The sequence below is a fragment of the Gordonia jacobaea genome (assembly GCF_001186365.1).
Lineage (GTDB): Bacteria > Actinomycetota > Actinomycetes > Mycobacteriales > Mycobacteriaceae > Gordonia > Gordonia jacobaea.
In genome coordinates, this window is the sequence record NZ_LDTZ01000018.1 from 136,692 (window position 1) to 162,150 (window position 25,459).

The window sequence follows — 25,459 nt, forward strand, 5'->3', positions numbered from 1 at the left end:
TTCCGCGCAGTTGTCAGTGCAAATCTCACATCAGTGCAAATCTCACATCAGTGCACATGTCAGATCAGTGCACATGTCACGTCAGTGCCAATCCCGTGAGCGGGTACCCACTCGAAGATCCATCCGCTGCAACCGATCTGCAACCACCGTCACCGCGCCCTCTGCATTCTGCACTCTGCCGCGTACCAGCAGCGCCGATGCCGAGTGTGCCAGCTCGCGATACCGCGACCACAGCCCGACCGAACACACCACGTTGACCATTCCGGTCTCGTCTTCGAGGTTGATGAACGTCACGCCGGATGCTGTCGCCGGACGCTGCCGGTGGGTGACAGCCCCTCCGACGATGACACGTGACCCATCCGGCACAGACAATAGCGCCTCTGCGGGCAGGACACCTATCGCAGTCAACCGTGGACGCAGGAACTGTGTCGGATAGTTCGACGGCGTGATCCCCGTCGCCCAGGCATCGGTGGCGGCCAGCTCGACATCCGACAATCCCGGCAGCGTCGGTACCTGCGCAGATGACTCCAACTCGAGATGTTCGACGCTCGCGGTGGCCGCGGCGCCCGCCTCCCACAACGCTTGTCGTCGACTCATGCCGAAACACTCGAACGCCCCCGCGCCCGCCAGCCCCTCCAGGTGCGCGAGGTTGAGATCGGCTCGCCGCGACAGGTCGGTGATGCTCGCATACGGACCGTCGACTCCCCTGGATTCGACGATGCGCGCCGCGACGTCGTCTCCGACCCCGCGTATCGACGCCAATCCGAGCCGCACGTCGAGTCCGTCATTCTCCAACGTCGCCTCGGCCAGCGACGCGTTGATATGCGGTCGGTGCACGTCGACGCCGTGTCGGCGGGCGTCGGCGACCAACGACTGCGGCGAGTAGAAGCCCATGGGTTGTGCACGCAGCAACGCGGCGCAGAAGGCGGCCGGATGGTGCAGCTTGAACCACGACGAGTAGAAGACCAACGATGCGAAACTCTGCGAATGACTTTCGGGGAAGCCGAAATTGGCGAAGGCTGCCATCTTCTCGTAGATCCGGTCGGCGATGTCGCCGGTGATGCCATGCGAGCGCTGCATGCCCTCGTAGAAGCGTCGACGGAGCTGGTGCATACGCTCCGGTGATCGCTTCGACCCCATGGCCCGACGGAGCTGATCCGCCTCGGCGGCGTCGAATCCGGCAACGTCGACGGCCAACTGCATGAGCTGCTCCTGGAACAGCGGTACACCGAGTGTGCGCTTGAGCGCGGGCCACATCGACGGATGCTCGACGGTCGGCTCCTCCTGGCCGTTGCGTCGCCGGATGAACGGGTGAACCGATCCGCCCTGGATCGGTCCCGGACGGATCAGTGCGACCTCGACGACCAGATCGTAGAAGCAGCGCGGCTTCAATCGCGGGAGGGTCGCCATCTGCGCTCGCGATTCCACCTGGAAAACCCCGACAGAGTCTGCGCGACAGAGCATCTCGTACACGGCCTGCTCGGTGAGGTCGAGTTTGGCGAGGTCGACATGGATGTTCTTGTGTTCGGCGACCAGATCGATCGCGTAGTGCAACGCCGAGAGCATCCCGAGGCCGAGTAGGTCGAACTTGACCAAACCGATTGCGGCACAGTCGTCTTTGTCCCACTGCAACACACTACGGTTCTCCATCCGCGCCCACTCCGTCGGACAGACATCGGCGATGGGACGATCACAGATCACCATTCCGCCGGAGTGGATGCCGAGATGCCTTGGCATGTTGGCGATTTCGCCAGCGAGGTCGAGTACGTCGTCGGGCGCGGTGTCGGGCATCTTGCTCCAGGCGTCTTGCTGACCGCTGGCATAGCCGAGTGCCCGCGCCATGTCGCGCACCGACGATCGACCCCGATAGGTGATCACGTTGGCGACCTGTGCGCTGTACTCGCGGCCATACCGTCGGTACACGTACTGGATCGCCTCCTCACGACGGTCCGATTCGATGTCGACGTCGATGTCCGGTGGCCCGTCACGCTCGGGCGAGAGGAACCTCTCGAACAGCAACTCGTTGGCCACCGGGTCGACGTTGGTGATACCCAACGCGTAACACACCGCGGAGTTGGCAGCACTCCCCCGACCTTGGCACAGGATGTCGTTGCGTTTACAGAAGTCGACGATGTCGGCGACGACGAGAAAATAGCCGGGAAAGGTGAGCGTCTCGACGATCGCCAGCTCGTGCTCGATCTGCCGGTACGCCGCCGGATGTTCGGCCGGTGTCCCATAGCGGCGTCGTGCGCGGGTCATGGTGAGATGCCGTAGCCAACTGGACTCCGTGTGCCCGGCAGGCACGTCGAACGGCGGCAACTGCGGCGCGATCAATCCGAGCGAGAAGGCGCAGTCGTCGGCGAGGTCTGCCGCGGTGGCGATGGCGTCGGGGTGCGCGGGCAGCAGGCGCATCATCTCGTCGCCACTGCGCAGATGCGCACCGCCGACCCCCGGCATCCAGCCTGCGATGGTCTCGATGTCGGTGCGAGCACGGACCGCCGCCATCGCCAGTGCGAGGCGTCGACGACGTGGCCCCGCGAAGTGCGCCCCCGACGTCGCGACGGTCGGCAGGCCGAATCGCCGCGCGAGGTCGGCGAGCACCGCATTGCGCTCGTCGTCGTCGGGCAGACCCTGCGCGGTGAGTTCAACGACGACGTCGTCGCGTCCGAACCGCTCGACCATTCCACCGAGAGCGGCCTCGGCAGCACCGATACCCGCACGATCCAACGCTCGCCGAACCGCGCCCTTGCGACAGCCCGTCAGGATCATCCAGTGCCCGGCGTCGCGGGTCAGCCGGTCGACGTCGTAGCGCAGCAACCCCTTCTCACCGCCGGACATGTGGGCGTCGGCAATAGCCCGTGACAACCTCCGATACCCCTCACTGTCACGCGCGAGGACCAGCAGATGCTCGCCGGCCGGATCGGTCACCCCGGTGCGGGTCACGTCCGGCTCCAGGGAGAGTTCGGCACCGAACACCGTCGGCATCGCGAATTCCTTTGCGGCCTCGGCAAATCGGACCACACCGTAGAAGCCGTCGTGGTCGGTGATCGACAGACCGGTCAGGTCGAGTCGGGCCGCCTCCTCCACCATCTCCTCGGGCATCGACGCCCCGTCGAGAAAACTGTAGGAACTGTGCGCGTGCAGTTCCGCGTAGCGCACAGACGATCGCTCACGAGACACCTCCGGCGCCGTGTAGGCGCCTCGCTTGCGCGACCACGCGGGGCTGTCGTTGCCGTCGCCCGCCAGCTCGGGACCGAAGAACTCCCCGGGACGACCGCCATCGGGCGAGCGCCCCGACAGCACCCGCTCCATCTCCCGCCACGTCGGCGGGCCCTGGTTCCAGCCCACTCAGCCAGTATAGAACACGTGTTCGACACCGGTCGACGCTAGATGTGGGTCGAACTGAAGGATGTGGGCGCTGCAGCACCCACATCCTTCGATTGGACCCACATCCTCGCGCGACTCGACGACGTACGGCACCCGCGATCGTTCCGGCGCCGCAGCACCGTCAGTCGACTGACACCGCCCGCGGGATTCGACGATCCGCCACGGTCATGGCGATCAACGCCGCTCCGATCACCACGACGGCCCAGCCCGCGATGTGGAGTCCACCATCGGTTGCGCGGGCCCCGAAGGCGATCCCGATGAGGCTCGACGAGAAGATCGCCCCGAAGTACATGAACGTCCGGTACAGCCCGGATGCCACACCGATCGACTCCGGCGGACTCTGCGTGTAGAGCGTCGCCTGATTCGCATAACCGCTCAGTCCGTTGGCAACGCCGAACAAGAACGTCATCGCGAGCAGGACCCACAGCCCGGACGAGTGATGGATCGCCACCGCGGTCACTCCGGCACCGACGAAGCAGAAACCCGTGAGAATCAACGGGATTCGCACCCACCCGTGCGTCGAGTTCACCCGTGCGCACACCACGCTCAGCGCGGAGTACGGGATGAGGATGAGCCCGACCTGCGCCGCGGAGTATCCCGCGGACTGCTCCATCCACTGGCTGATCCCGTACATCGCCGTGTACGAGCCGAGACCTGCCAGCATCTGACGCAGGTAGGTGCGCACCAACGGGGAGTTGGCCGCGAGCATCCGCACATCAATGAGAGGTTGTGCCGCGCGCAGTTCCCAGAACACCAGGAGGAACCCCGCTGCGACGATCACCGCCAGCAGCCACCACTTCGGTGCACCGAGCCCGGCGAGGAACTCGAGCGTCGCGATCACGGTAACCGCGAAGAGTGCCACCCCGACGACGTCGACCACGCGGACGAGGCCACCGAAGCCGCCCACATGCATCGGACCGTCACGAGGGATGCTGCGCAGCGCCCACACGAGGGTGATCAGCGCGATCGGAATATTGACGAAAAACACTGCCCGCCAGCCGAACACGCCGGTCAGCACACCACCGAGCGGCAGTCCGATCACCGCGATCACCTGGGCGGCGATCGAGAACCCACCGAGCACGCGACTCGGCACTCCCATCCCGAATGAGTCGGCACGAGACCGCACGAGCGCCATCGCCGTCGGATACGCCGCAGAGGTGCCGATGCCGATCAGGGCACGCGAGAGCATCAGGCACCAGAACGCCGGCGCGGCGGCACCGATGACACCGGCGATCAGCAGGACGACCAGCCCGGAGGCGAAGACGCGACGAGGACCGAAGACCGTCGCGAGTTTGCCCATTGTCGTTGTGCCACTGCGCTGCACAGGTAGAGCACTGAAATCAGGATCGTCGTCTGTGCCGGACCTCGATGGAAGTCGACGCCGATCCCGACGAGCGCGGTGGCGATCATGGAACTGTTGATCGGGTTGAGTGTCGACCCCATCAACAGTGGCCCGGTGAACCGCCAGCCGAACGGATTGCGCTGTGCCACACCGGCGTCGCCGGTGGCCACGGCGCTCACTGAGCTGTGGCGTCGAGGAGTTCGAGAAGCTCTGCGGTCGAACCTGTCTCGGCGATCTGGGGGAACACCTCGCGCACGCTGTGCGCGTGACGCTCCCCGTCGGAATCGGTCATCGCGTCGGTCGGCAACGTCACGTTGAACCCCGCTTCGTGTGCGTCGCGGGCCGTCGATTCGACGCCTGCGCCGCTGGCGATCCCGACGACGGCGACCTGGGTGACGCCCCTGGAACGCAACTCCTCGAGGAGTGCGGTACCCGCGAATGCGCTACGCGAATGTTTGGTCACCACCAGATCGTCAGGCTCGGGGGCGAATTCGTCGATGAGCTCGGTCCACTCCGTCGGCAGTTGCGGCCTCGCCGATCCAGAGTTGCGGTCCGTCCGTCCGGGAGGCACGGCGTCGACGTTGACCATCACCACGAGCTGCCCGTACTTGCGGAACCTGTCGACCAATTGTCCCGCGCGGTCGACGATTTCCGACGCCGGATACGGTGCGAGATTGTCGCGCAACGCGATTCCACGTTGCATGTCGATGACGATCAACGCGACCCGCGGGTCGAGCGCTGTCATGGCCATGGATTCCTCCTTGATCGAAGCGACTGTCAGGACTCCGCCACACGGCGGAGAAGCTCTGTTGCGGTGGCGATCTGCGCCCGTTCCTCGTCGGTGAGAACCTGCCCGAGCCGGTCGGCGAGCCAGTCCTCGCGAGCCAATCGTCCACGCGCGTAGGTCTCACGAGCCTTGTCCGAGAGATCGAGGAGTGTCTTTCGACGATCTTTCGGATGAGGCGTCCGGACAATGAGCCCCTGCTCGAGCAGCGCCGCAACTGTCGTCGACATCGACTGTGGGCGAACACCTTCGGCTCGGGCGAGGTCGTTTGCCGTCGCCGGTCCCCCACGTTCGAGCCTGCCGAGCACGTTGGTCTGCGACCGCGTGAGATCCCCGATCGGGCCCTGCGCCCGAAGTCGACGATTGAGCGCCGCAAGCACGGGGCGCAGGGTCGCGGCGATCTCGGCGGCACTTTCGGACATATTGTGAGTCTAGCAAATAATCAGCTAACTGATAAGTTGACTGATTGAAAAGACATTGCCGACAACTTCTCCCGACACTCCATTGGCGCCCCCACCCCCGCGCCCCCAGCATCCTGGTGCCCGAAAGCCCTCAGCGTCCCAACAACCTTCCGTCGACCTCCCTCGGTACCGTGGATCGGTGACCGACACCCCGTATCTCGCCGTAGACCTCGCCCGCCTCGATCGCAACCTGCAGGCGGTCGCCGAGCTCGCGCGGAACGCTCACGTCGATCTGCGGCCACACGCCAAGACGCACAAGACCGTAGAGCTCGCTCGACGCCAGATCGACAGCGGCGCTGTGGGACTCACGGTGGCGACGATCGGTGAAGCAGAGGCGTTCGCCGATGCGGGCGTCTCCGACCTGTTCCTCGCGTATCCGCTGTGGGTGAGCGCGCACAAGGGTTCTCGACTGCGCGCGCTCGCCGATCGGGTTGCACTCCGTCTGGCCGTCGACGCCGTCGAAGGGGCCACGCGCCTTGCCGCCGAACTACCCGGCGCCGAAGTTCTCGTCGAGGTCGACTCCGGACAACACCGGACAGGCGTGGCACCTGAGTCCGCCGGCGAGGTCGCAGTAGCCGCGCAGTCGGCTGGGCTCGACGTGGTCGGGGTCTTCACGTTTCCCGGCCACGGATACGGCCCAGGACATGCACGCAGTGACGCAGCTGCACAGGAGATAACTGCACTCGCAACGGCGGCAGAGCGGTTGCGCGACAAAGGAATCGAGCCACGTGTGCGGAGTGGCGGCTCGACGCCGACGATCGAGTTCGCGGATTCGGGCGTGCTGACCGAGATCCGACCGGGCGTCTACCCGTTCTACGACGCCCAGCAGGTGGAGCTCGGCGTCTGCGGATTCGACGATGTGTCACTGACCGCCGTCAGCACCGTCGTTCATCGCGACGGACGTCGTGTGGTTCTCGACGCGGGCAGCAAGATCATCGGGGCCGACCGGCCCGCGTGGGCCAGCGGGCACGGTCGGATACTCGACGAGCCAGACGCACGCATCGTCGCACTCTCCGAACACCACGCGGTTGTCGAGTACCCGGACGAGAACACCCCCGAGCTCGGCTCGACGGTGCGCGTCGTGCCCAACCACGTCTGCACCGCGGTGAACCTCGTCGACGAGCTGGTCGTCGGTGGTGGTGACGATGGTGGCGCGGTTCCGACGTGGCGCGTGATCGCCCGCGGCGCGAACAGCTGACCGCAGACTCCGCGCGCGTGCGCGGCCGGGCCGCCTCAACCGCCTGGTCGGCGCAGAACCACCCCGGCCCCGCGCAGGAACTAGGGGAAAGATTCTTTCCGTGGGTTTCGCACCCTTTCTCGAGAAACAACACGAGGAAACGTACAGAACCCGGGAAAGAACCCTTCCCCTACTTTCCGCACCGGCGCGCACACCGGAACGCCGCTACTCGTACACGCCCTCGACCATCCAGTCGCCCGCCCGGTAGTAGAGCAGCAGCGCGCGTGAATCCTCTAGGAGCACTTGGGCTCTGGCGACGATGCCGGTGTCGTCCATGCCCGCAGGCCACGGTCCGGCCCACCAGCTCAACGCCCAGGTGTCGCGGGCGGCGTCGCGGCCGGGACGTGCCATGCGTACGACGGCGGGCTCGTCGGAGAACGCTCCCCGACCGGTGACGGTCACCGGTTGCCCCGACGCGTCGGTCAACGACACCGGGGCGCGGGACATGACCGCGGGTGCGGGCTGGGGCACGCGACCCGGCCACGGCGCCTGCGGGTCGCGCTCGGGGATCTTCTCGTCGCCGAGTGGGATCATCGTGATCTGCTCCGACGGCCCGCGACCACCGCTGCGCACCGGCACCTGCACGGCGTCGCCGCCGAGTAGACCCTGCACACGCTCCAATGACCGGCGTGCGCGCTCGGAGACCTCCGACTCGCCCGGCAGTCCCGCACCGGTCAGTGCGTAGCGCAACTCGCCGGCGTCGACAGTCTCCACCGGCTCGAGTCGAAGCATCGCGATCGGCGAGTCGGGCCGGGTGTCGCCGCGACTCCTCCCCCTGCCCGCGCCGGTCAGCCAGCCCTCCAACTGCCACCGGATGCGGTCGGCTGTCGCGTCCGGTGTGAGCGGTTGTGCACACCGCCAGATCCGTGAATGTCGTTGTCCGCGTTCGGTAACAGCCTCGACCTTGAGCTTGGTACATGCCGCGGGTACGTCGGCGAGTCGACGATGCAGCATGTCGGCGAGGCGTCGGCCCGCGAACGCTGCGGCGTCGATCCGGTCGATCGATGGCTCGCAAACGTACTCGATCACCAACTCCGGTGCGACCGCACTGCCCGACGGTCGACGATCGGCCAGTGCGTTGGCCAACCGGTGGGCGACGGCGGCGTCGGCTGAGAACCTGGTTGCGACGTCGCGCGCAGACATCGCGGCGAAATCGCCGATGGTGACGAGCCCGAGTCGACGCAACAGATCGACCAGCTCTGCCCGTTCGGGCACAGACAAACTCTGCTCGACGTTCAGTTCCGCCACAGGGAGATCGGCCAGATAGGCACGGCTTGCTCCCGGTTCGACGTGATGTCCCCGACGTGCGGCGATCACCGCGGTGAACAACTCATCAGCAACCCCGACCTGCGATTCGACGCCGCACACCGAAATCTGGTCGACGAGTTGTTCGGCCAGCGACTCCTCTCCGCCGTGATGTCGAGCGGCGCCGTCGGCAGGCATCACCACCAGTCCCGGCCGCAGCACCTCGACCACGGCGACCACCTCGGCCACCGCCGCCACCACCGGCTCGAAGAAACGTGCGTCACGATCGACGTCGGCGGTGAACACCCGCATCTCCGGACACACCGCCTGCGCCTGTCTTTTTCTCATGCCCCGTCGGACCCCAGCCGCTCGGGCGGTCGCCGACGTCGCGGTCACCCGATTGGCCGACAACACCGCAATCGGTTGTGCCGGAGGCAGATCCTCGTCGGCTGCTGCCGCCATCGCGGGCCAGTCCGGGCACCACACGGCCATGACCCGACCCATCAGTTCGCCACCGCGGTGAGCATCTGGTCGTCTGCGCTGAGCTGATCATCCGATCTGCCCACTACCGGATCTTCGGGGCGTGTCAGCCCCACGAGCCCGGCTTGACCGTGCGCACTCAACGAGCTCAGATCGACGTCGGCGCTGCGTCGTCTACGGTCACGCCCGGTTGCGGTGACCTGCAGCCGCAGTCCCCCGATCCGACCGTGCCCACGTCGTGCTGCAGAGAGATCTGTTCCCGACGTTCCCGGGACGTGCCGGTAGGTGAGCACGCTCGCCTCCATACGCACCTGCGCGCCCGGCCAATGACCGTCGACGACCAACAGCGCCGACGACTGCTGCCGCACCCGGCCGCTGACCACCCGGCACCGCGCGGGCGCGACGTCGACTCCACGGAGGCCGAGCACCACCAGATCCATGCCGTCGAGCAGCACCGAGGCGATCTCGATCGGATCGACTCCCGGATCCGGCACGATGGCGATACGGGCGAGATCGGCACCCATCTCCGCGACCGACAACAAGCTCAGCCACGGCAAGCCGACGATTCCCACCTGACCACCACTGCGACTCACCGCGGCGATCATCGCGACCACCAACGACCGCGCCCCGGAACAGTCGATCACACTCCCTCGGGCGATCCCCCCGCGACGAGCATCATGGTGTTGAGAGTTGCTGTGTGGCAACAGATCTGCGAGAACGTCCGGCAGCGGTAGCCGGTCGCCGATCTCGTCAACACGGTCGACGGACAACCTGTCTGGCATGCCGGACAGCACCGCCATCCGCTTGCGGAGTTGCGCCAGCGTGTCGGCCCGCGCCCCATCCGGCACATCACCCACATCGGGCAGATCACCACCGTCCGGCAGGCCACCGTCGAGAGCATGCGCATCCGACTGCGATGCGTTCGGATGAGCCAACGGCAAAACACTCATGAAGACCTCCTGGCCAGCGTTGTGATGCATGGCGAGCCGGGAAGTTGCTGCGCCGTCGGTCGCTCGGATCACCGAGTTTGATCGAACGTTTTTTCGATATTCAGATCGTACGACGCCCCTCTGACACTCCGCAACAGCCCAGGTGACGAACGGCCGAGCCGCCGCCCACGAACGACGATCACGACGCGAAAATGCAGGCTGACCTGCTCTTTCCGGCCGCACAAAACCTTCGACAAGCCATCGACATCGCAGACGCGGCTGCTCAGAACAACGTCAACGCCTCGGCCATCTCCGGCGGCGCGACCAGGTCGCGCTCGTCCGAATCCGCCGATTCTGCCCTGCCGTGATCGCGGCCGGCCAATCCGTGCCGGGCCACCAACGGCTGCAATCGATCTCGCAGCCACGACGAATACTCCGCGGTGACATACGCACCCCGGCCGTACAACCCGTTGTACTTGCGCACCAGCGCGGGATGATTCGCGGCAAGCCAATTCATGAACCACGGTTTGGTGGAACTGCGTAGATGCATCGGGAACGCGGTGACCCCGGCCGCCCCTGCGTCGGCGAGCGCGCCGAGCAGGGCGTCGAGGTGCGCGGTGGAATCGCTCAGATACGGGATGACCGGCGCGACCATGACGTGTGGCACAAACCCTGCCTCGGCGATCGCGCGAATCAGCTCCAACCGCGCCCGCGGCGACGGCGTTCCCGGTTCGATCTGCTTCTGCAGGTCGTCGTCGAAGATGGCCAGCGACACTCCGATACTCACCGGAATCCGGGCCGACGCCTGACGCAACAGCGGTAGATCTCGACGTAGCAGTGTGCCCTTGGTGAGGATCGACAACGGCGTCCCCGATTCGGCGAGCGCGGTGATCACACCGGGCATCAACCGGTACCGACCCTCAGCACGCTGATACGGATCGGTGTTGGTGCCCAACGCAACGGTCTCCCGCTGCCACGAGCGTCGTCGGAGTTCTTTACGCAGCACCGCGGCGACGTTGAGCTTGACCACTACCTGCGAGTCGAAGTCGCGCCCGGCGTCGAGGTCGAGGTACTCGTGTGTCGGCCGCGCGAAACAGTAGCGGCACGCATGCGAACATCCACGAAATGTGTTGACCGTGAACCGGAACGGCAACCCCGACCCCTCCGGCATGGCGTTGAGTGCACTCTTGGCGAGCACCTCGTGAAAGGTGATGCCCTCGAACTCCGGAGTCTGCACCGACCGCACGAGTCCGGCACGCGCGAAGCCGGGCAGCGCGCCGTCGTCGACTTCGACCACCTGTTCGGACCACCTCATGGTGATGAGTCGAACATACGTACTAGGCACTGTCAACCCACCAGCCCACGAGCACCATCCACCGACCACAGAACCGCAACGAGCTCTCCACGGCCACGTCCCCGGGCGGCCCACGCGGCTATCATTTCCGTATGTCACTCGCCGAGAGCTACCGCACACCGGGTCCCCAGTACCTGGTCGCCGGCCGTTATCGGCTGAAATCCCGAATCGGTGGCGGCGGCATGGGCACCGTCTGGCTGGCCCGCGACCAACTTCTTGATCGTGATGTCGCGGTCAAACAGGTCCTCTCCACCGAGGGCCTCTCCGACGATTCCGCCGACAATGCCCGTAAGCGCGCGATGCGTGAGGGCAGAATTGCCGCGAAACTCGCCCACCGCAACGCGATTGCGATGCACGACGTTGCACTCGACCGCGGTGAACCGTGGCTGGTGATGGAGTACCTTCCGTCACGGAGCATCGCCCAGATCCTTTACTCGGCAGGCACACTCGACGTCACCGAATCGGCCAAGATCGGTGCGCAGGTCGCCGACGCCATGACCGAGGCCCACGCAGCGGGCATCGTGCATCGCGACATCAAGCCGGGCAACATCCTCATCTCCGAATCCGGACGCAACGTGGGACTGGTCAAACTCACCGACTTCGGCATCTCGCGAGCCAAGGACGACATCACGTTGACGCAGACCGGCGTGATCACCGGCACCCCAGCGTATTTCGCTCCCGAAGTCGCTCGCGGTGCTGAACCGTCCGAGGCATCCGATGTGTACTCACTCGGTGCGACGGTCTACACGATGGTCGAGGGCGAGCCACCATTCGGAGTCGACGATAACTCACTTGTCATGTTGCACAAGGTGGCTCGTGCGCAGATCAATCCGATGAAGCGGGCGGGCGCCCTCGAACCAGTGCTTCTGCACATGCTCGAACCCAGTCCGACGAAGCGGATCACGATGGCACAGGCCCGTGACGAACTCATCGCAGTCGCGTCCGGCGGCCGCGCCTCCGCCGATCAGATACTCACGAGCCTGATTCCCCGCGCATCAGGCGTGACGACCCTTCCCCCGCAGACGCCGCATGGCGCGGGACCCGGCCAGTCGTCGCAACCGGATTCGGCCCGCCCCGGCGGTTTTCCCTCGGCCCGCCCCGCGTCGGATCGACGAACCCCGGGCACGTCGGTTGCCGCCGGATGGCAGACCCCGGCGTCGCCGCATCGACACCACACTCTGGTCTCGTCGACACCACCGTTCCAGAGCGGGCAATACCCCAGTGGTCAATACCCGAGTGGTCAGTATCAGGGCGAGCATTATCCGATCGACCCCTATGCGAGTCTTCCACCCTCCCAACGGGCTTCGGGCACATCTCCGACGACGCTCGCGCTCGCCGTACTCGGCTTCTTCGTGGTGCTGGCCGTCGTGATCGTCCTCGCGATCGTCTTGATGCGCTGAGTCACACGGGAGCTGTACTGGGCCACAACGAGAACTGCGCCCGACCTCAACCGATGTGGCGGGTGGCGGCCCACCGGGTCAACGCATTTCGGTTGGACTGCTGGGTCTTCCGCAACACGTTCGACGCGTGGGTCTCGACGGTTTTGATCGAGATGAACAGTTCTTCGGCGATCTCGCGGTAGGTGTATCCGCGCGCCAACAGACGCAACACCTCGAGCTCTCGTCGTGTGAGAGAGTCGAGTTCGGGATCGAGGGCGGGCTCGGGCACCGACGATTTCCCCGTGAACGAATCGAGCACGAATCCAGCGAGGCGCGGACTGAATACCGCGTCACCGTCTGCCACGCGTCGAACCGCGTCGGCCAGTTCGCGACCGTCGATCGTCTTGGTCACGTATCCGCGGGCTCCCGCCCTGATCGTGGCGATCACATCCTCGGCGGCGTCGGACACGCTGAGTGCGAGGAAAACCGGCGCATCGTCGCCCAAAGTCTCTGTGACACCACGCAATACGGAAACGCCGCCACCGGCGGGCATGTGGACGTCGAGGAGCACGACGTCTGGCCGGAGTCGCGTGATGGCAGTGATCGAATCGGCGACGGTGCCCGCCTCGCCAACCACGTGCAGTCCCGGTTCGTTGGCGAGTTCGGCGCGTACCCCGGAGCGGAACACCGCGTGGTCGTCGACGAGAAACACACGGCACAACGCGCTCTGTGCATCCGGCCCGGCGGTCGCGTTCTCGTTCATCGTGCCTTCCCGTGGTCGATCGCCTCGTCGGTGTGTGTGGCTTCGTCCGTGACATCGTGCGGGTCGTCGTGGCCATCGGTATCCGCGTCGGAGTGCGTCGTGGGGCGCGGCATGATCAGTCGGATGTTCGTTCCGCGTCCCGGCGTCGAATCGATACGAGCCTGTCCCCCAGCACGTTCCACCCGAGACTTGATGGAGCGGGCAAGCCCCTGCCTGTCCGGGTCGACACCATCACGATCGAATCCGACGCCCCGGTCGCGCACGAACACCTCGACCTCCTCGTCGCCCACCTCCATGTAGACATCGACGCTACGCTCGCCGGAGTGCTTGGCCGCGTTGACGAGCGCCTCGCGCGTCGCTCCGATCAGGGCGGGCCACCGTCGTATCTCGCTCCCTGGTCCGTGGCGGGCTCCCTCGTCGGGACGCAGGTCGCCGACGGTGATCACCTCGACCTCGATCCCGTACGTGTCCTCCACCTCTGCGCCGACCTCACGGATCGACGCACTCAACGAGGTACCGCGCTGAGCGACGTCGCCGAAGAGCCAGCCGCGCAACTCGCGCTCCTGGCTGCGGGCCAACCGGGCGACCTCCTCGGGTTTACCCGCCTGCTTCTGGATGAGCGCAAGTGTCTGGAGCACCGAGTCGTGGAGGTGGGATGCGATCTCCTCGCGCTCGGCGTTTCGGATTCGGGCCGCTCGCTCCTCGTTCAGCGCGCGCCACAGTCGCATCCACAGCGGCACGGTCAGCAGCACGACACCGATCAAGGTGGCTGCGACGGCAAGCAACGTGGTGCTCAGGCCGCCGTAATTGCGCCGGCCCGCCACGACGATCACCGCAAGGCCACCGACGACGAGGACAGCGCCGCCCGCCAACCGCGTCCAGGTGAGCGCGGTGCTGTGGGGCGCGGTTTTCGACGTGTCGAACTCGCGCCACACCAGGCCCGCACCGACCATCACGAACACGAACGGCACGAGATAGGCGGCGGGCGTTCCCGACGCCGCGAACCCGACGACGGTCATCGCGACCAGCGCGAGCACCGCGAGACCCAACGCTTGTCGACGCTCCCCCGGCGCGGGCGATTCGGTGTCGTTGCCCTGCGGGCAGAAGAACCACAGCAGTCCGTAGGCCAGCACACCTGCACCGGCCAACGCTGCCAACACCACGAACACCACGCGGACGCGGAACGCGTCGACGCCGAGATGATCGGCGACGCCGCCCGCGACGCCACCGATGACCCGGCCGGCGTCACGTCGCACCAGCCGAGGGATCGGTGGCACATCGGGGGCAGCGGGGGTACTCACACTTCGATACTGCCCCACACACCCCGGTCGCCACATCAGGGTCGTTCCCCGATTTCCGGGGGAACGTCAGGGTATGTCCCCGATGCCCACGCCAAGCAGGGCCGCGAGGATAGGACTCATGGATGCCACACAAGTCCGCGCACAGCTCGAGCATCTCTGGCACACGCGTCCCGTTCGTCCGGCGAGTCCGCGCACGGTCGCAGGTGTCTGCAGCGGCATCGCGTTCCGCTACCGCGTCGATCCGACGCTGGTGAAGGTCGCTTTCGTCGTCTCGACGCTGTTCGGTGGCGGCGGCCTGCTCCTCTACGTCATCGGATGGATCGCCTTCCCCTCGAGCAGACTCTCGGCCGCCGACCCCGCCAACGATCGCAGTGGGCACGGCCACGGCCGCCACCACAACCCGAAGTTCGTGATCGTCGCGGCCGTCGCGGTCGTCCTGGTGATGTCGTTCGGTCCGCACGGCACGTGGAGTTCGAGTGCCGGTCTCGGCACCGTACTCATGTTGCTCGGCTGGTGGCTTCTGTTCCGTCGAACACCGACACCGCTGCCCGGAACGAGCGCCGACACGCTCACCGCGGCGCCCTCGGCCACTGCGGATCAGTTCCAGCGCTGGACTCCGCGCGCGCTGCGCACCGGGGCAGCGCCGAGCTTCGAGGGCGCGACGGGAGTGCCGGTCACCGTCCCGAGCCCCCCAGCTTTCGACGTTCCGACCACGCCTCGCGGCGACAGCTCCGACGCCGCGACGTCGGTGTTCACCCTCGCCGACCGCCAGCCACCGTCGTGGGACCCGCTCGGTGCCGCACGATTCGCCTGGGATCTACCTGAACCCGCGACCCCGACGCCGCCCGCGGTACCGGAGAACCGACACTCCTCCACCCGAGCATCGCTCATCGTCGTCGGAGCGGCCCTTCTCGTGGCGATGAGCGGGGTGGCCGCACACCAGGCGGGTGTCGAGTGGTTCACCCCGACGCGCATTCTCTCCATGGCCCTCGCGGTCGTCGGCGTTGGTCTGCTCACGCTCGCAGCGTTGAAGCGATCCGCTGGGCGACGGCAGGTCGGACTCGTCCCGCTGGCGGTCGCGTTGGGCGCGGCGGTCATCGTCACCGGCGCAACGACGACATGGGTCGGACAGTCCGACGAGAGCGTCGTACCGTCCGGAGGTGTGGGTCAGCGCATGTATAAGCCACTGTCCGAGAACGACATTCGCGACAGGTACTCGGTCACCATGGGCTCGCTCGAACTCGACGTCCGCGACCTCACGCTCACTTCCGACCGCACCGTCGACCTTCGTGCCGGCCTCGGCGAAGTGACCGTGCGGGTCCCGAAGGACATGAATGTGCGGGCGAACTGCACGTTGAATGTCGGTGATCCGCAGTGCCCTGAAGGGCTATCCGTCGGCACTGCCGGCGCCGACAAGCCAGTGTTGACGATCAATGCGCACGCCAACGTGGGCAGCGTGGAGGTGACCCGATGAACGACTGGCGTCCAGAAACGGCCAACGGAACCGCAGAGGGCAACGAGTCAGGCAGCAGCGAGCAGGTGGGCAATGCCGTGGGGCACCGCGCCCCAGGGCTCGCGCTCCTCGGTATCGCCGCGATCGCGGTGGCGATCTGGGGCCTGGCCGACACCCCCGATCTCCCGTCGGCGTCGGTCCTCGGCTGGGGCGTCGTCGGGATAGGGCTGATCGTCGGCCTGGTGCTTCTGGTCAGCGGCGCGCGACGCAGTTAGCGCTCGCCACCTACTCCCGCTCGGCTGCTACTCCCACTCGATGGTGCCCGGCGGCTTGCTCGTGACGTCGAGGACGACGCGGTTCACGTCGGGCACCTCGTTGGTGATGCGTGTGGAGATCGTCTCGAGTACCTCGTACGGCACGCGCGTCCAGTCGGCCGTCATAGCGTCCTCGCTCGACACCGGCCGCAGGACGATCGGATGCCCGTAGGTGCGGCCGTCGCCCTGCACGCCGACGCTGCGCACGTCGGCGAGCAACACCACCGGGCACTGCCAGATCTGGTGATCGAGACCCGCGGCCGTCAGCTCCTCTCGGGCGATGAGGTCGGCCTTGCGCAGCATCGAGAGACGGTCGGCGGTCACGTCGCCGACGATGCGGATGGCGAGACCGGGTCCGGGGAACGGCTGACGACCGACAATCTCCTCGGGCAGACCGAGTTCACGTCCGACCGCCCGCACCTCGTCCTTGAACAACAACCGCAGAGGCTCGACGAGGCTGAACTCGAGATCGTCTGGCAACCCGCCGACGTTGTGGTGGCTCTTGATGTTCGCGGTGCCGCTACCCCCGCCGGATTCGACCACGTCGGGGTACAGCGTGCCCTGGACCAGGAAGTCGACCTTGTCTCCGTCGGCCGCTCGGTCGCCCAGCACGTCGCTGACAGCGCCCTCGAACGACCGAATGAACTCGCGTCCGATGATCTTGCGCTTGGTCTCGGGGTCGCTGACACCGGACAGTTCGGCGAGGAACTTGTCGGCGGCGTCGACCGTCACCAGTCGCGCACCGGTGGCGGCGACGAAGTCGTGCTCGACCTGCTCACGCTCACCGGCACGTAGCAGTCCGTGGTCGACGAAGACACACGTCAGCCGATCGCCGATGGCCCGCTGAACCAGCGCTGCCGCAACCGCCGAATCGACGCCGCCCGACAGACCGCAGATCGCGAGGCCGTCGCCGATCTGGTCGGAGACCTGGTCGATCAGTGCGTCGGCGATGTTCGCGGGCGTCCAGTCGGCCTCGAGGCCCGCGATCTCGTAGAGGAACCGGGTGAGCACCTGCTGGCCGTGCGGCGTATGCAGCACCTCGGGGTGGTACTGCACGCCTGCCATCTTCGCCTCGACGGACTCGAACGCCGCGACGGGCGCACCGGGCGTCGACCCTGTGACGACGAAGCCCTCGGGCGCCACCTGCACGGCGTCGTTGTGGCTCATCCACACGGGCTGGTTGCGGTCGAGACCGCGATGTAGCACGCCGTCGTCGGTGGCGGTGAACGTCGTGCGTCCGAACTCGCGCCCACCTGTGTTGGCCACCTCGCCGCCGAGCGCGGCAGCCATTGTCTGGAAGCCGTAGCAGATCCCGAACACCGGGATGCCCAGCTCAAGAATGGCCGGATCGAGGCTCGGCGCGTCGTCGGCGTACACCGACGCCGGCCCGCCGGACAGGATGATCGCGGCAGGATCCTTGGCCTTGAACTCATCGATCGTGGCGTCGTGGGCGATGACCTCGGAGTAGATACGCGCCTCACGGACACGTCGAGCGATCAATTGCGCGTACTGCGCACCGAAGTCGACGACGAGGACCGGTCGCGGGCCCTCGACGAGCGCGCTCTCGGCGGAGGATCGGTCGGCAGACGAGGTGTCGGCGGAAGAGTCTGTCACCACCCCATTCTATGCGTGCGTACCGACGCGACCGCCGCGCAGGCGGCACCCGCCACCGCCGTGCAGGCGGCGACGATGGAGCTCAGGCAGCACCGTGGGATACTCCATGTCGATATGAGCACCTCAGACGAGCGAGAAAAGGCCAGGTCATCTGTCGAGAAGCCGGGTCGGCGATGGCTGTCCCTGTCGATCTCCGACATCACCCAGGCTGCTGTGTTCGCCGCACTGATCGCGGCACTCGGCTTGCCGGGACAGATCAGCGTCGGCAGCGCGGGCGTACCGATCACCTTCCAAACCCTCGGCGTGATGCTGACCGGCGCCATCCTCGGCCCCAAGAAGGGCACGTTGGCGGTGGTCATCTTCATGGCCCTCGCGATCGCGGGACTGCCGATCCTCTCGGGTGGTCGCAACGGTCTGACCGCACTGTCGTCGCCGACGGCCGGATTCTTCGTCGGCTTCCTGCCCGGCGTGTTCGTGATCGGGTTGCTGACCGCCTTCATGATGCCGCGGTACCGAATCCTGCTGGGCATCGTGGCGAATCTGATCGGCGGAGTGCTGGTGATCTACATCTGCGGCACCATCGGCCTGATGATCCGCGCCGACCTCACCCTGTGGGCGGCGATCGCGGCCAACGGCTGGTTCATCGCGGGCGACGCAGTCAAGGCGGTGATCGCGGCGCTGGTCGCGAGCCAGGTGCACCGAGGGTGGCCAGGCCTCATCACCCCACTGCGCATACGACGTGGACGCGTCGTCGCACTCACCGCATGACACCTCACCGCATGGACCCCGCGTGATCGAATTCCGCGATGTCTCACACTCATTCGACGGTCGTCGAGTGTTGAGTGATGTCTCGGTCGACCTTCCCGAACGACGCATCGGCATCGTGGGCGCCAACGGCAGCGGAAAGTCGACGCTGGCGCGGATGATCAACGCGCTCGTCGTCCCCGACACCGGGACCGTCGTCGTCGATGGTCTCGACGCCGCGAAGGAGAAGCGTCGTGTTCGACGCCGCGTCGGATTCATCTTCTCCGACCCCGACCGACAGATCATCATGCCGACGGTGCGTGAGGACATCGAACTGTCGCTGACCAGAACAGATCTGAACAAGGCCGAACGTCGGGACCGCGCGATGAGCGTGCTCGAGCGTTTCGGCCTCGCCGACCACGCCGACCAACCCGCGAGCAGACTGTCCGGCGGGCAGAAACAACTCCTCGCTCTCGCAGCGGTATTCGTCACCGAACCGGCGATCATCGTCGCCGACGAACCGACGACGCTCCTCGACCTGCGCAACAGCCGTATGCTGCGTCGCGTGTTCGCCGACCTCGACGTCCAACTCGTCGTGGTCACCCACGACCTCGACCTTGTCGACGACTTCGAGCGCGTACTCGTCATCGACGACGGGGTCATCACCGTCGACGATGTGCCCGGCGTCGCACTGCCCGCCTATCGCGAGGCGATGGCATGAATCCGCTCGGCACCTACCTGCCCGGACACTCGCTGCTGCACAGGGCCTCCCCCGGCGTGAAGTTGCTCGGCCTCGCTGCAGGCATTCTCGTCATCACCCTGTGTGTGAGAACCCTTCCGGCCCTCGGCATTGCCGCCGCCGCGGTCGTCGCGGTCTACGCACTTGCCGGCATCGGTCCGGCCACGGCGTGGCGCCAGTTCCGGCCGACGCTGTGGATTCTGTTGTTCGTCTTCGTGTTTCAGCTCGTCTTCACCGACTGGCGTCGAGCGGTTCTGTTGTGCGGCATCCTCGCGCTCTCGGTGCTTCTGGCCGCCGTCGTCAGCCTGACCACCCGCACCACCGACATGCTGGACTCCCTGACGCGCGCCATGTCGCCGCTGAGCAAGCTCGGCGTGCGCACCGACCTCATCGCGATCTCGCTCGCCCTGACCATCCGGACGATTCCGCTGATCGTCGAGATCGCTGGCCAGGTCGACGAGGCGCGCCGCGCACGCGGACTACGGCCAGGCGCACGAATCCTGGTTGCGCCCATCGTGATCGCCGCGCTGCGGACCGCCGACGGGTTCGCCGAGAGCCTCAGCGCCCGCGGGCTGGACTGATCACACAGCAGTGCTCGGGTCCCGAGCCGCGCAGAAAGCTACGCCTCGTGGGTCGCTCGCATGTACCGGTACAGGCGGAGGACCCGAGGGGTGTGGTTTTCTGCGCGCGCCACCCCTGCTGCCGGGCGTGCGGTCAGGGAACCACAGCCGTCGAGAACACCGGCGTGATCGGCAGCCGCAGCGCACCAGGAGCGTCGGCGGGCACCACAGGGTGTGCGGGTGCGATCGGCGCGAGCCGCCTGTAACTGCTGCCCTGCTCGGGGCGCTGGTCATCTTCACCCTTGTTGGGCCACAACGAGATCGCGCGCTCGGCCTGCGCCGAGATGGTCAACGACGGGTTGACGCCGAGATTCGCCGAGACCGCGGCACCATCGGTGACATGCAGCGTCGGATAACCCCACACACGGTGGTATGCGTCGACGACGCCGTTCGCAGGATCGTCGGAGATGGCACACCCGCCGAGGTAGTGGGCGGTGAGCGGCATGTTCATCACGTCGCCCCAGGTGCCGCCCGCGAGCCCTCCCGGCAGGATGTCGGCGATGCGTCGAGTTGCCTCGTTACCCTTGGGAATCCACGTCGGATTCGGCTCACCGTGCCCCTGCTTGCTCGTGACGTAACGGAACGGTCCGCGCTTACGCACGAACGTGGTCAGTGAGTTGTCACTGCTCTGCATGACCAGAGCGATCACGGTGCGCTGACTCCACTTGCGCACGAAGAGAAGTCGCACGAGCAGGAAGGGGTTCCGCGCGATCTCCTTCAAGAACTGACCGAACCGGTTGCGCCTACTGCCACCGTCGGTGAGCACCGTCTGCAGATACGCAATCGCGTTGCTGCCCTTGCCATATCGAACTGGCTCGATATGCGTGTTGGGCTCCGGATGGAACGACGACGTGATCGCCACCCCGTGCGAATAGTCGTGTTGCGGATCGTATTTCGCAGCCATCGCGCCGAGGATCGACTCGGAGTTGGTACGCGTCAACGCGCCCATCGCGTCGGAGATCTTCGGAAGCGACGTCCCCTTGGCACGGTGAAGCAGCTTCTGCGTGTTGAACGTCCCGGCCGCGACGATCACCTGATCTGCGGTGAAGGTGCGCTTACCCGCGCCGAACGGACCCCACGACGACGAGCCCCTGGTGTCGACCTCCCACGTCCCGTCGGCACGCTGCGCGAGTCCGTCGACGGTGGTGCGGTCGATGATCGTTGCTCCGTTGCGCTCGGCGAGACCGAGGTAGTTCTTCATCAGGGTGTTCTTCGCGCCCACCCGGCAGCCGGTCATGCACGCCCCGCACTCGGTGCAGGCGGTCCGCTCGGGTCCGGCTCCACCGAAATACGGGTCCGGCACGGTCTCGCCCGGCACTCCCGCCAGGCCGGTCTTGGCACCGAAGAACACTCCGACCGGCGTCGAGGTGAAGGTGTTGGCCGCGCCCATCTGTTCGGCGACGGTACGCATCACCCGATCCGATTCTGTGACAGTGGGATTGGTGACGACGCCCAGCATCCGTCGCGCCTGCTCGTAATGCGGTGTGAGCTCGGCCTCCCAGTCGGTGATGTGGTTCCACTGGGGATCGGTGAAGAACGGAGTCGGAGGCTTGTACAGGGTGTTGGCGTAGTTGAGCGAGCCACCGCCGACGCCCGCTCCCGCCATGATCATCACGTCCTTGAGGGCGTGGATCCGCTGAATCCCGTACAGCCCGAGCTTCGGCGCCCACAGCCACTTGTGCAGACGCCAGCTCGTCTTCGCGAACTCGTGGTCTTCGAACCGACGTCCGGCTTCGATCACCCCGACGCGGTACCCCTTCTCGACGAGGCGCAACGCACTGACGCTGCCGCCGAAACCGGAACCGACGATGAGCACGTCGAAGTCAGGCTCATTCTCGCGCTGGTTGAGCGCGTTGTTGCGCTGGTTGAGCGCGTTCTTGCGCTGGTTGAGCTTGTTCTTGCGCTGGTTGAGCTTGTCGAAACCATGGTGGGCTGCCATAGCCAACCATTCTAACGCCCGTTGTCACATGACGTGACGGCGGTCTCACCTGGTGGGCAGAAAACGCGGTTAGGCGCGAACAGACAACCCGACCTTCTGGAACTCCTTGAGATCGGAATAGCCGGCCTTCGCCATCGAACGACGCAGTGCGCCAACCAGATTCAGTTCTCCGAACGGGTCGTCGGACGGTCCGTTGAGTACCGTCTCGAGGCTCGGGCGTCCCACGTCGGTCGCGACGCGCAGCAGCGCGCCGCGCGGAGTGTCAGGATGCGCTGCGGCCGACGGCCAATACCATCCTTGACCTGGGGCTTCGGCTGCTGCGGCCAGCGGCGTACCGAGCACCGCGGCATCGGCACCACAGGCGATCGCCTTGGCGAGGTCGCCAGAGGTGTGGATGTCGCCGTCGGCGATGACGTGCACATAGCGGCCGCCGGTCTCGTCGAGGTACTCCCGACGCGCAGCTGCGGCGTCGGCGATGGCGGTGGCCATCGGAACGCCGATACCGAGCACCTCCGATGTCGTCGTCGCTCCTTCGGCCGAGCCGTATCCGACGATCACGCCGGCAGCGCCGGTCCGCATCAGGTGGAGGGCGGTCCGGTGGTCGTGTACGCCGCCCGCGATCACCGGGATGTCGAGTTCGGCGATGAACGTCTTGAGGTTGAGTGGTTCTTCTTCACCGCGGACAACATGCTCGGCGGAGATGATCGTGCCGTGCACGACCAGGATCTCGACGCCGGCGGCGAGGAGTGCGGGCGTCAGTTCCGGTGCGTGTTGCGGACTCACCCGAACGGCGGTCGTCACACCCGCGTCACGCACAAAGCTCACGGCTTCGCCGAGAAGATCGGTGTCGATCGGGGCGCGATGCAGTTCCTGCAGGAAGCGCACGGGCGCGGATGGGTCCGGATCGTTGAGCGCGATGTCGACGAGTTGCGCGATCTTGCCCTCGACGTCGCGGTGGCGCGCCCAGAGTCCCTCACCGTTGATTGCGCCGAGCGAACCGAGCCTTCCCAGCGCCACCGCCATCTGCGGCGAGACGAGGGCGTCGGTGGGATGGCTCAGTATCGGCGAGTTGAACCGGTAGGCGTCGATCTGCCAGGCCGTCGACACTTCCTTCGATGAGCGCGTCCGTCGTGACGGGACGATGCTGATGTCGTCGAGTTCATATGTTCGACGGGCGGTTCTGCCCATGCCGATGTCGGTCAGGTCACGCACCGTTGCGCCTCTCTAGGGGGTTGATGGACTGCTATTCGACTGTGCGGCGTCGTGATCGCAACGATCACGACGACGTTCAGCGGGAATAGTAGTTCGGCGCCTCGGCGGTCAGTGTGATGTCGTGCGGATGCGACTCCTTGAGGCCCGCCGCGGTGATCTGCACGAAGCGTGCACCCTGCAGGTGATCGATGGTCGACGACCCGGTGTAACCCATCGACGCACGAAGTCCGCCGACGAGCTGGTGCACCACCTGGCCGAGGGGCCCGCGGTAGGGCACCCGTCCTTCGATGCCCTCGGGCACCAGCTTCTCCTCGGCGAGCACGTCGTCTTGGAAGTAGCGGTCCTTGGAGTACGACTTGGCCTGTCCGCGGCCCTGCATGGCACCGAGCGATCCCATGCCTCGGTAGCTCTTGAACTGCTTGCCGTTGACCAGGATCAGGTCGCCGGGAGCCTCTGCGGTGCCCGCGAGGAGCGAACCGAGCATAACGGTCGACGCGCCTGCCGCGAGTGCCTTGGCGATGTCGCCGGAGTACTGCACGCCACCGTCGGCGATGACCGGAACGCCTGCCTTGTTGCACACGGCGACGGCTTCGAGGATCGCGGTGATCTGCGGGGCACCGACACCTGCGACGACGCGGGTCGTGCAGATCGAGCCGGGGCCGACACCGACCTTCACGGCGTCGGCGCCCGCGTCGACGAGCGCCTGCGCGGCCTCACGGGTTGCGACGTTGCCGCCGACGATCTGCACACGATCGCCGATTTCGGCCTTGAGCTTGGCGACCATCTCGAGCACCAGTCGGTTGTGCGCATGGGCGGTGTCGACGATGATCACGTCGGCGCCCGCGTCGGAGAGCGCCATCGCACGTTCCCACTGCGGATCGCCGGTTCCCACGGCCGCGCCGACGAGCAATCGGCCGTCGGAATCCTTGGTGGCAAGCGGGTGCTGCTCGGTCTTGACGAAGTCCTTGACCGTGATGAGGCCGGTGAGCTTGCCGTTGCCGTCGACGATCGGCAGCTTCTCGACCTTGTTGCGACGCAGGAGTCCGAGCGCGGCCTCAGCGGACACGCCTTCCTGTGCGGTGATGAGCGGCGCCTTGGTCATCACCTCGGAGACCGGGCGGTCCTGGTCGACCTCGAAGCGCATGTCGCGGTTGGTGATGATGCCGACGAGTTCGCCGCGATCGTCGACGACCGGCAGGCCGGAGATGCGGTACCGGGCACACATGGCGTCGACCTCGGCGAGCGTGTTGCTCGGCGAGCAGGTCACGGGATCGGTCACCATGCCCGCCTCGGAGCGCTTGACCGTCTCCACCTGGCCGGCCTGGGCCTCGATCGACAAGTTGCGGTGGAGGACACCCATGCCGCCGGCACGCGCCATGGCGATGGCCATGCGCGACTCGGTGACGGTGTCCATCGCCGAACTTACGAGAGGCACGCGAAGCGTGATCTCCTTGGTCACCCGCGTGGATGTGTCGACCTCACTGGGAATCACATCCGACGCCGACGGCAACAACAGGACGTCGTCAAACGTCAGTCCGAGCATTGCGACCTTGCCGGGGTCGTCTCCTCCGGTGCGAACCTGCGTCATTAGTCCATTCTATCTGGTAAAGGGTGGCTGCTGATTTCGCCCGCAGCGAAGGGCGCCCGGCGTCGGCGCAGACAGCAGACAAACTGTGGAGCGTTGCGGCAGCCGTGCGCTGCAATCGGTTACGGTGGAGTCGTGCGTGATCATCTCCCACCGGGCCTTCCACCAGACCCGTTCGCCGACGACCCCAGCGATCCGGCTTCCATGCTGGATTCGATGGAGCCTGGCATCCCCTTGGACGAGAGTGAGCGGCTCGCGGTCGAAGAGGATCTGGCCGACCTCGCCGTCTATGAGGCATTGCTGGCACATCGTGGGATTCGTGGGCTCGTCGTCGTCTGCGACGACTGCCAGGAAGACCATTACCACGACTGGGACATGCTGCGCGCCAACCTACTTCAACTATTGATCGACGGAACCGTGCGGCCGCATGAGCCCGCTGTCGATCCGCGTCCCGACGCCTACGTCACCTGGGACTACTGCCGCGGCTATGCCGACGCGCACCATCACATCGACGACGACCGCTGAGATACCGAGCACAGCGTCTCGGGCGTCGCACACAGCTGACATCACGAAACAA

At 66.2% G+C, this 25,459-nt stretch carries 22 protein-coding genes; 8 read left to right on the plus strand and 14 right to left on the minus strand.

Features of this window, described 5'->3' with window-relative positions:
- Positions 1 to 81 precede the first annotated feature (81 nt).
- The 5 genes from ABW18_RS13985 to ABW18_RS14000 all read right to left on the minus strand — a co-directional run bounded on the left by ABW18_RS13985 (position 82) and on the right by ABW18_RS14000 (position 5,935).
- Entirely contained in the window at positions 82 to 3,348 is a 3,267-nt protein-coding gene (locus tag ABW18_RS13985) for an error-prone DNA polymerase (protein ID WP_049699593.1), read from the minus strand.
- 160 nt (positions 3,349 to 3,508) lie between these two features.
- The gene (locus ABW18_RS13990; RefSeq protein WP_235434385.1) at positions 3,509 to 4,687 is read right to left on the minus strand and encodes an MFS transporter; all 1,179 of its coding nucleotides are present in this window, start codon (positions 4,685 to 4,687) and stop codon (positions 3,509 to 3,511) included.
- A complete protein-coding gene (locus ABW18_RS23185; RefSeq protein WP_235434386.1) occupies positions 4,621 to 4,899 on the minus strand; it encodes a hypothetical protein in 279 nt (92 codons plus the stop codon). Before ABW18_RS23185 ends, ABW18_RS13990 begins: the two co-directional genes overlap by 67 nt.
- Before the next feature lie 5 nt (positions 4,900 to 4,904).
- On the minus strand, positions 4,905 to 5,480 hold the full coding sequence (locus ABW18_RS13995; protein WP_049699594.1) for a cysteine hydrolase family protein: 576 nt from the start codon (positions 5,478 to 5,480) through the stop codon (positions 4,905 to 4,907).
- A 26-nt stretch (positions 5,481 to 5,506) separates the two neighbouring features.
- Positions 5,507 to 5,935 carry a MarR family winged helix-turn-helix transcriptional regulator gene (locus ABW18_RS14000; protein WP_049699595.1) on the minus strand — a complete coding sequence of 143 codons (429 nt, stop codon included), beginning with the start codon at positions 5,933 to 5,935 and terminating at the stop codon, positions 5,507 to 5,509.
- Positions 5,936 to 6,113: 178 nt separating this feature from the next.
- Between ABW18_RS14000 and ABW18_RS14005 the strand changes: the two genes are divergently transcribed.
- Positions 6,114 to 7,172 carry an alanine racemase gene (locus tag ABW18_RS14005; protein ID WP_049699596.1) on the plus strand — a complete coding sequence of 353 codons (1,059 nt, stop codon included), beginning with the start codon at positions 6,114 to 6,116 and terminating at the stop codon, positions 7,170 to 7,172.
- A 204-nt stretch (positions 7,173 to 7,376) separates the two neighbouring features.
- Here ABW18_RS14005 and ABW18_RS14010 read toward each other — a convergent pair whose 3' ends face one another.
- The 3 genes from ABW18_RS14010 to ABW18_RS14020 form a co-directional block, all read right to left on the minus strand.
- Positions 7,377 to 8,960, minus strand: a complete 1,584-nt coding sequence (locus tag ABW18_RS14010) for a DNA polymerase Y family protein (RefSeq protein ID WP_049699597.1) — start codon at positions 8,958 to 8,960, stop codon at positions 7,377 to 7,379.
- Positions 8,960 to 9,886, minus strand: coding sequence for a hypothetical protein (locus ABW18_RS14015; RefSeq protein WP_049699801.1), 927 nt, complete (start codon positions 9,884 to 9,886; stop codon positions 8,960 to 8,962). The genes ABW18_RS14010 and ABW18_RS14015 overlap by 1 nt, the downstream gene beginning before the upstream one ends.
- 262 nt (positions 9,887 to 10,148) lie before the next feature.
- Positions 10,149 to 11,180 (minus strand): Rv2578c family radical SAM protein, encoded by a 1,032-nt coding sequence (locus ABW18_RS14020; RefSeq protein ID WP_049699598.1) that lies wholly within the window; start codon positions 11,178 to 11,180, stop codon positions 10,149 to 10,151.
- Positions 11,181 to 11,311: 131 nt separating this feature from the next.
- On the opposite strand from ABW18_RS14020, the gene ABW18_RS14025 reads away from it, so the two are divergent.
- Positions 11,312 to 12,619, plus strand: a complete 1,308-nt coding sequence (locus ABW18_RS14025) for a serine/threonine-protein kinase (protein ID WP_049699599.1) — start codon at positions 11,312 to 11,314, stop codon at positions 12,617 to 12,619.
- Between the two features lie 46 nt (positions 12,620 to 12,665).
- Here the strand turns inward: ABW18_RS14025 and ABW18_RS14030 are convergent, their stop codons facing one another.
- Together ABW18_RS14030 and ABW18_RS14035 are read right to left on the minus strand one after the other, a co-directional pair.
- Positions 12,666 to 13,361 (minus strand): response regulator, encoded by a 696-nt coding sequence (locus ABW18_RS14030; protein WP_049699600.1) that lies wholly within the window; start codon positions 13,359 to 13,361, stop codon positions 12,666 to 12,668.
- Positions 13,358 to 14,698, minus strand: coding sequence for an ATP-binding protein (locus tag ABW18_RS14035; RefSeq protein WP_083444407.1), 1,341 nt, complete (start codon positions 14,696 to 14,698; stop codon positions 13,358 to 13,360). The genes ABW18_RS14030 and ABW18_RS14035 overlap by 4 nt, the downstream gene beginning before the upstream one ends.
- An 82-nt stretch (positions 14,699 to 14,780) precedes the next feature.
- Here ABW18_RS14035 and ABW18_RS14040 point away from each other — a divergent pair, with 82 nt between their 5' ends.
- Both ABW18_RS14040 and ABW18_RS14045 read left to right on the plus strand, forming a co-directional pair.
- Complete coding sequence (locus ABW18_RS14040; protein WP_049699602.1) at positions 14,781 to 16,136, plus strand: PspC domain-containing protein; 1,356 nt, start codon at positions 14,781 to 14,783, stop codon at positions 16,134 to 16,136.
- The gene (locus ABW18_RS14045) at positions 16,133 to 16,390 is read left to right on the plus strand and encodes a hypothetical protein (RefSeq protein ID WP_235434387.1); all 258 of its coding nucleotides are present in this window, start codon (positions 16,133 to 16,135) and stop codon (positions 16,388 to 16,390) included. Before ABW18_RS14040 ends, ABW18_RS14045 begins: the two co-directional genes overlap by 4 nt.
- Before the next feature lie 27 nt (positions 16,391 to 16,417).
- Here the strand turns inward: ABW18_RS14045 and guaA are convergent, their stop codons facing one another.
- Positions 16,418 to 18,043 carry a glutamine-hydrolyzing GMP synthase gene (gene guaA, locus ABW18_RS14050; RefSeq protein WP_049699803.1) on the minus strand — a complete coding sequence of 542 codons (1,626 nt, stop codon included), beginning with the start codon at positions 18,041 to 18,043 and terminating at the stop codon, positions 16,418 to 16,420.
- Between the two features lie 114 nt (positions 18,044 to 18,157).
- On the opposite strand from guaA, the gene ABW18_RS14055 reads away from it, so the two are divergent.
- From ABW18_RS14055 to ABW18_RS14065, 3 genes are read left to right on the plus strand one after another with little or no spacing between them, the layout of a single operon-like run.
- The gene (locus ABW18_RS14055; protein WP_049699804.1) at positions 18,158 to 18,811 is read left to right on the plus strand and encodes a biotin transporter BioY; all 654 of its coding nucleotides are present in this window, start codon (positions 18,158 to 18,160) and stop codon (positions 18,809 to 18,811) included.
- Positions 18,812 to 18,833: 22 nt separating this feature from the next.
- Entirely contained in the window at positions 18,834 to 19,508 is a 675-nt protein-coding gene (locus ABW18_RS14060; RefSeq protein ID WP_049699603.1) for an energy-coupling factor ABC transporter ATP-binding protein, read from the plus strand.
- Positions 19,505 to 20,107: an energy-coupling factor transporter transmembrane component T family protein gene (locus ABW18_RS14065; RefSeq protein WP_049699604.1), complete on the plus strand. Its 603-nt coding sequence runs from the start codon at positions 19,505 to 19,507 to the stop codon at positions 20,105 to 20,107. The genes ABW18_RS14060 and ABW18_RS14065 overlap by 4 nt, the downstream gene beginning before the upstream one ends.
- Positions 20,108 to 20,240: 133 nt before the next feature.
- Here ABW18_RS14065 and ABW18_RS14070 read toward each other — a convergent pair whose 3' ends face one another.
- From ABW18_RS14070 to guaB, 3 genes are all read right to left on the minus strand, one after another.
- Complete coding sequence (locus ABW18_RS14070) at positions 20,241 to 22,085, minus strand: FAD-dependent oxidoreductase (protein WP_235434388.1); 1,845 nt, start codon at positions 22,083 to 22,085, stop codon at positions 20,241 to 20,243.
- Positions 22,086 to 22,154: 69 nt separating this feature from the next.
- The gene (locus tag ABW18_RS14075) at positions 22,155 to 23,297 is read right to left on the minus strand and encodes a GuaB3 family IMP dehydrogenase-related protein (protein ID WP_049699605.1); all 1,143 of its coding nucleotides are present in this window, start codon (positions 23,295 to 23,297) and stop codon (positions 22,155 to 22,157) included.
- Positions 23,298 to 23,373: 76 nt separating this feature from the next.
- On the minus strand, positions 23,374 to 24,885 hold the full coding sequence (gene guaB, locus ABW18_RS14080) for an IMP dehydrogenase (RefSeq protein WP_049699606.1): 1,512 nt from the start codon (positions 24,883 to 24,885) through the stop codon (positions 23,374 to 23,376).
- Positions 24,886 to 25,017: 132 nt separating this feature from the next.
- On the opposite strand from guaB, the gene ABW18_RS14085 reads away from it, so the two are divergent.
- Complete coding sequence (locus tag ABW18_RS14085) at positions 25,018 to 25,407, plus strand: DUF5319 domain-containing protein (RefSeq protein WP_049699806.1); 390 nt, start codon at positions 25,018 to 25,020, stop codon at positions 25,405 to 25,407.
- Positions 25,408 to 25,459 lie beyond the last annotated feature (52 nt).

Coding starts and splice junctions, on each gene's coding strand:
- ABW18_RS14040 (WP_049699602.1), top strand. CDS start 14,781: ATGGATGCCACACAAGTCCGCGCACAGCTCGAGCATCTCTGGCACACG.
- guaB (WP_049699606.1), bottom strand. CDS start 24,885: ATGACGCAGGTTCGCACCGGAGGAGACGACCCCGGCAAGGTCGCAATG.
- ABW18_RS14030 (WP_049699600.1), bottom strand. CDS start 13,361: ATGAACGAGAACGCGACCGCCGGGCCGGATGCACAGAGCGCGTTGTGC.
- ABW18_RS14015 (WP_049699801.1), bottom strand. CDS start 9,886: ATGAGTGTTTTGCCGTTGGCTCATCCGAACGCATCGCAGTCGGATGCG.
- ABW18_RS14065 (WP_049699604.1), top strand. CDS start 19,505: ATGAATCCGCTCGGCACCTACCTGCCCGGACACTCGCTGCTGCACAGG.
- ABW18_RS13995 (WP_049699594.1), bottom strand. CDS start 5,480: ATGGCCATGACAGCGCTCGACCCGCGGGTCGCGTTGATCGTCATCGAC.
- ABW18_RS14070 (WP_235434388.1), bottom strand. CDS start 22,085: ATGGCAGCCCACCATGGTTTCGACAAGCTCAACCAGCGCAAGAACAAG.
- ABW18_RS14000 (WP_049699595.1), bottom strand. CDS start 5,935: ATGTCCGAAAGTGCCGCCGAGATCGCCGCGACCCTGCGCCCCGTGCTT.
- ABW18_RS14035 (WP_083444407.1), bottom strand. CDS start 14,698: ATGTGGCGACCGGGGTGTGTGGGGCAGTATCGAAGTGTGAGTACCCCC.
- ABW18_RS14045 (WP_235434387.1), top strand. CDS start 16,133: ATGAACGACTGGCGTCCAGAAACGGCCAACGGAACCGCAGAGGGCAAC.
- ABW18_RS14055 (WP_049699804.1), top strand. CDS start 18,158: ATGAGCACCTCAGACGAGCGAGAAAAGGCCAGGTCATCTGTCGAGAAG.
- ABW18_RS14025 (WP_049699599.1), top strand. CDS start 11,312: ATGTCACTCGCCGAGAGCTACCGCACACCGGGTCCCCAGTACCTGGTC.
- ABW18_RS14020 (WP_049699598.1), bottom strand. CDS start 11,180: ATGAGGTGGTCCGAACAGGTGGTCGAAGTCGACGACGGCGCGCTGCCC.
- ABW18_RS14010 (WP_049699597.1), bottom strand. CDS start 8,960: ATGGGTCGGGTCATGGCCGTGTGGTGCCCGGACTGGCCCGCGATGGCG.
- ABW18_RS13990 (WP_235434385.1), bottom strand. CDS start 4,687: ATGGGCAAACTCGCGACGGTCTTCGGTCCTCGTCGCGTCTTCGCCTCC.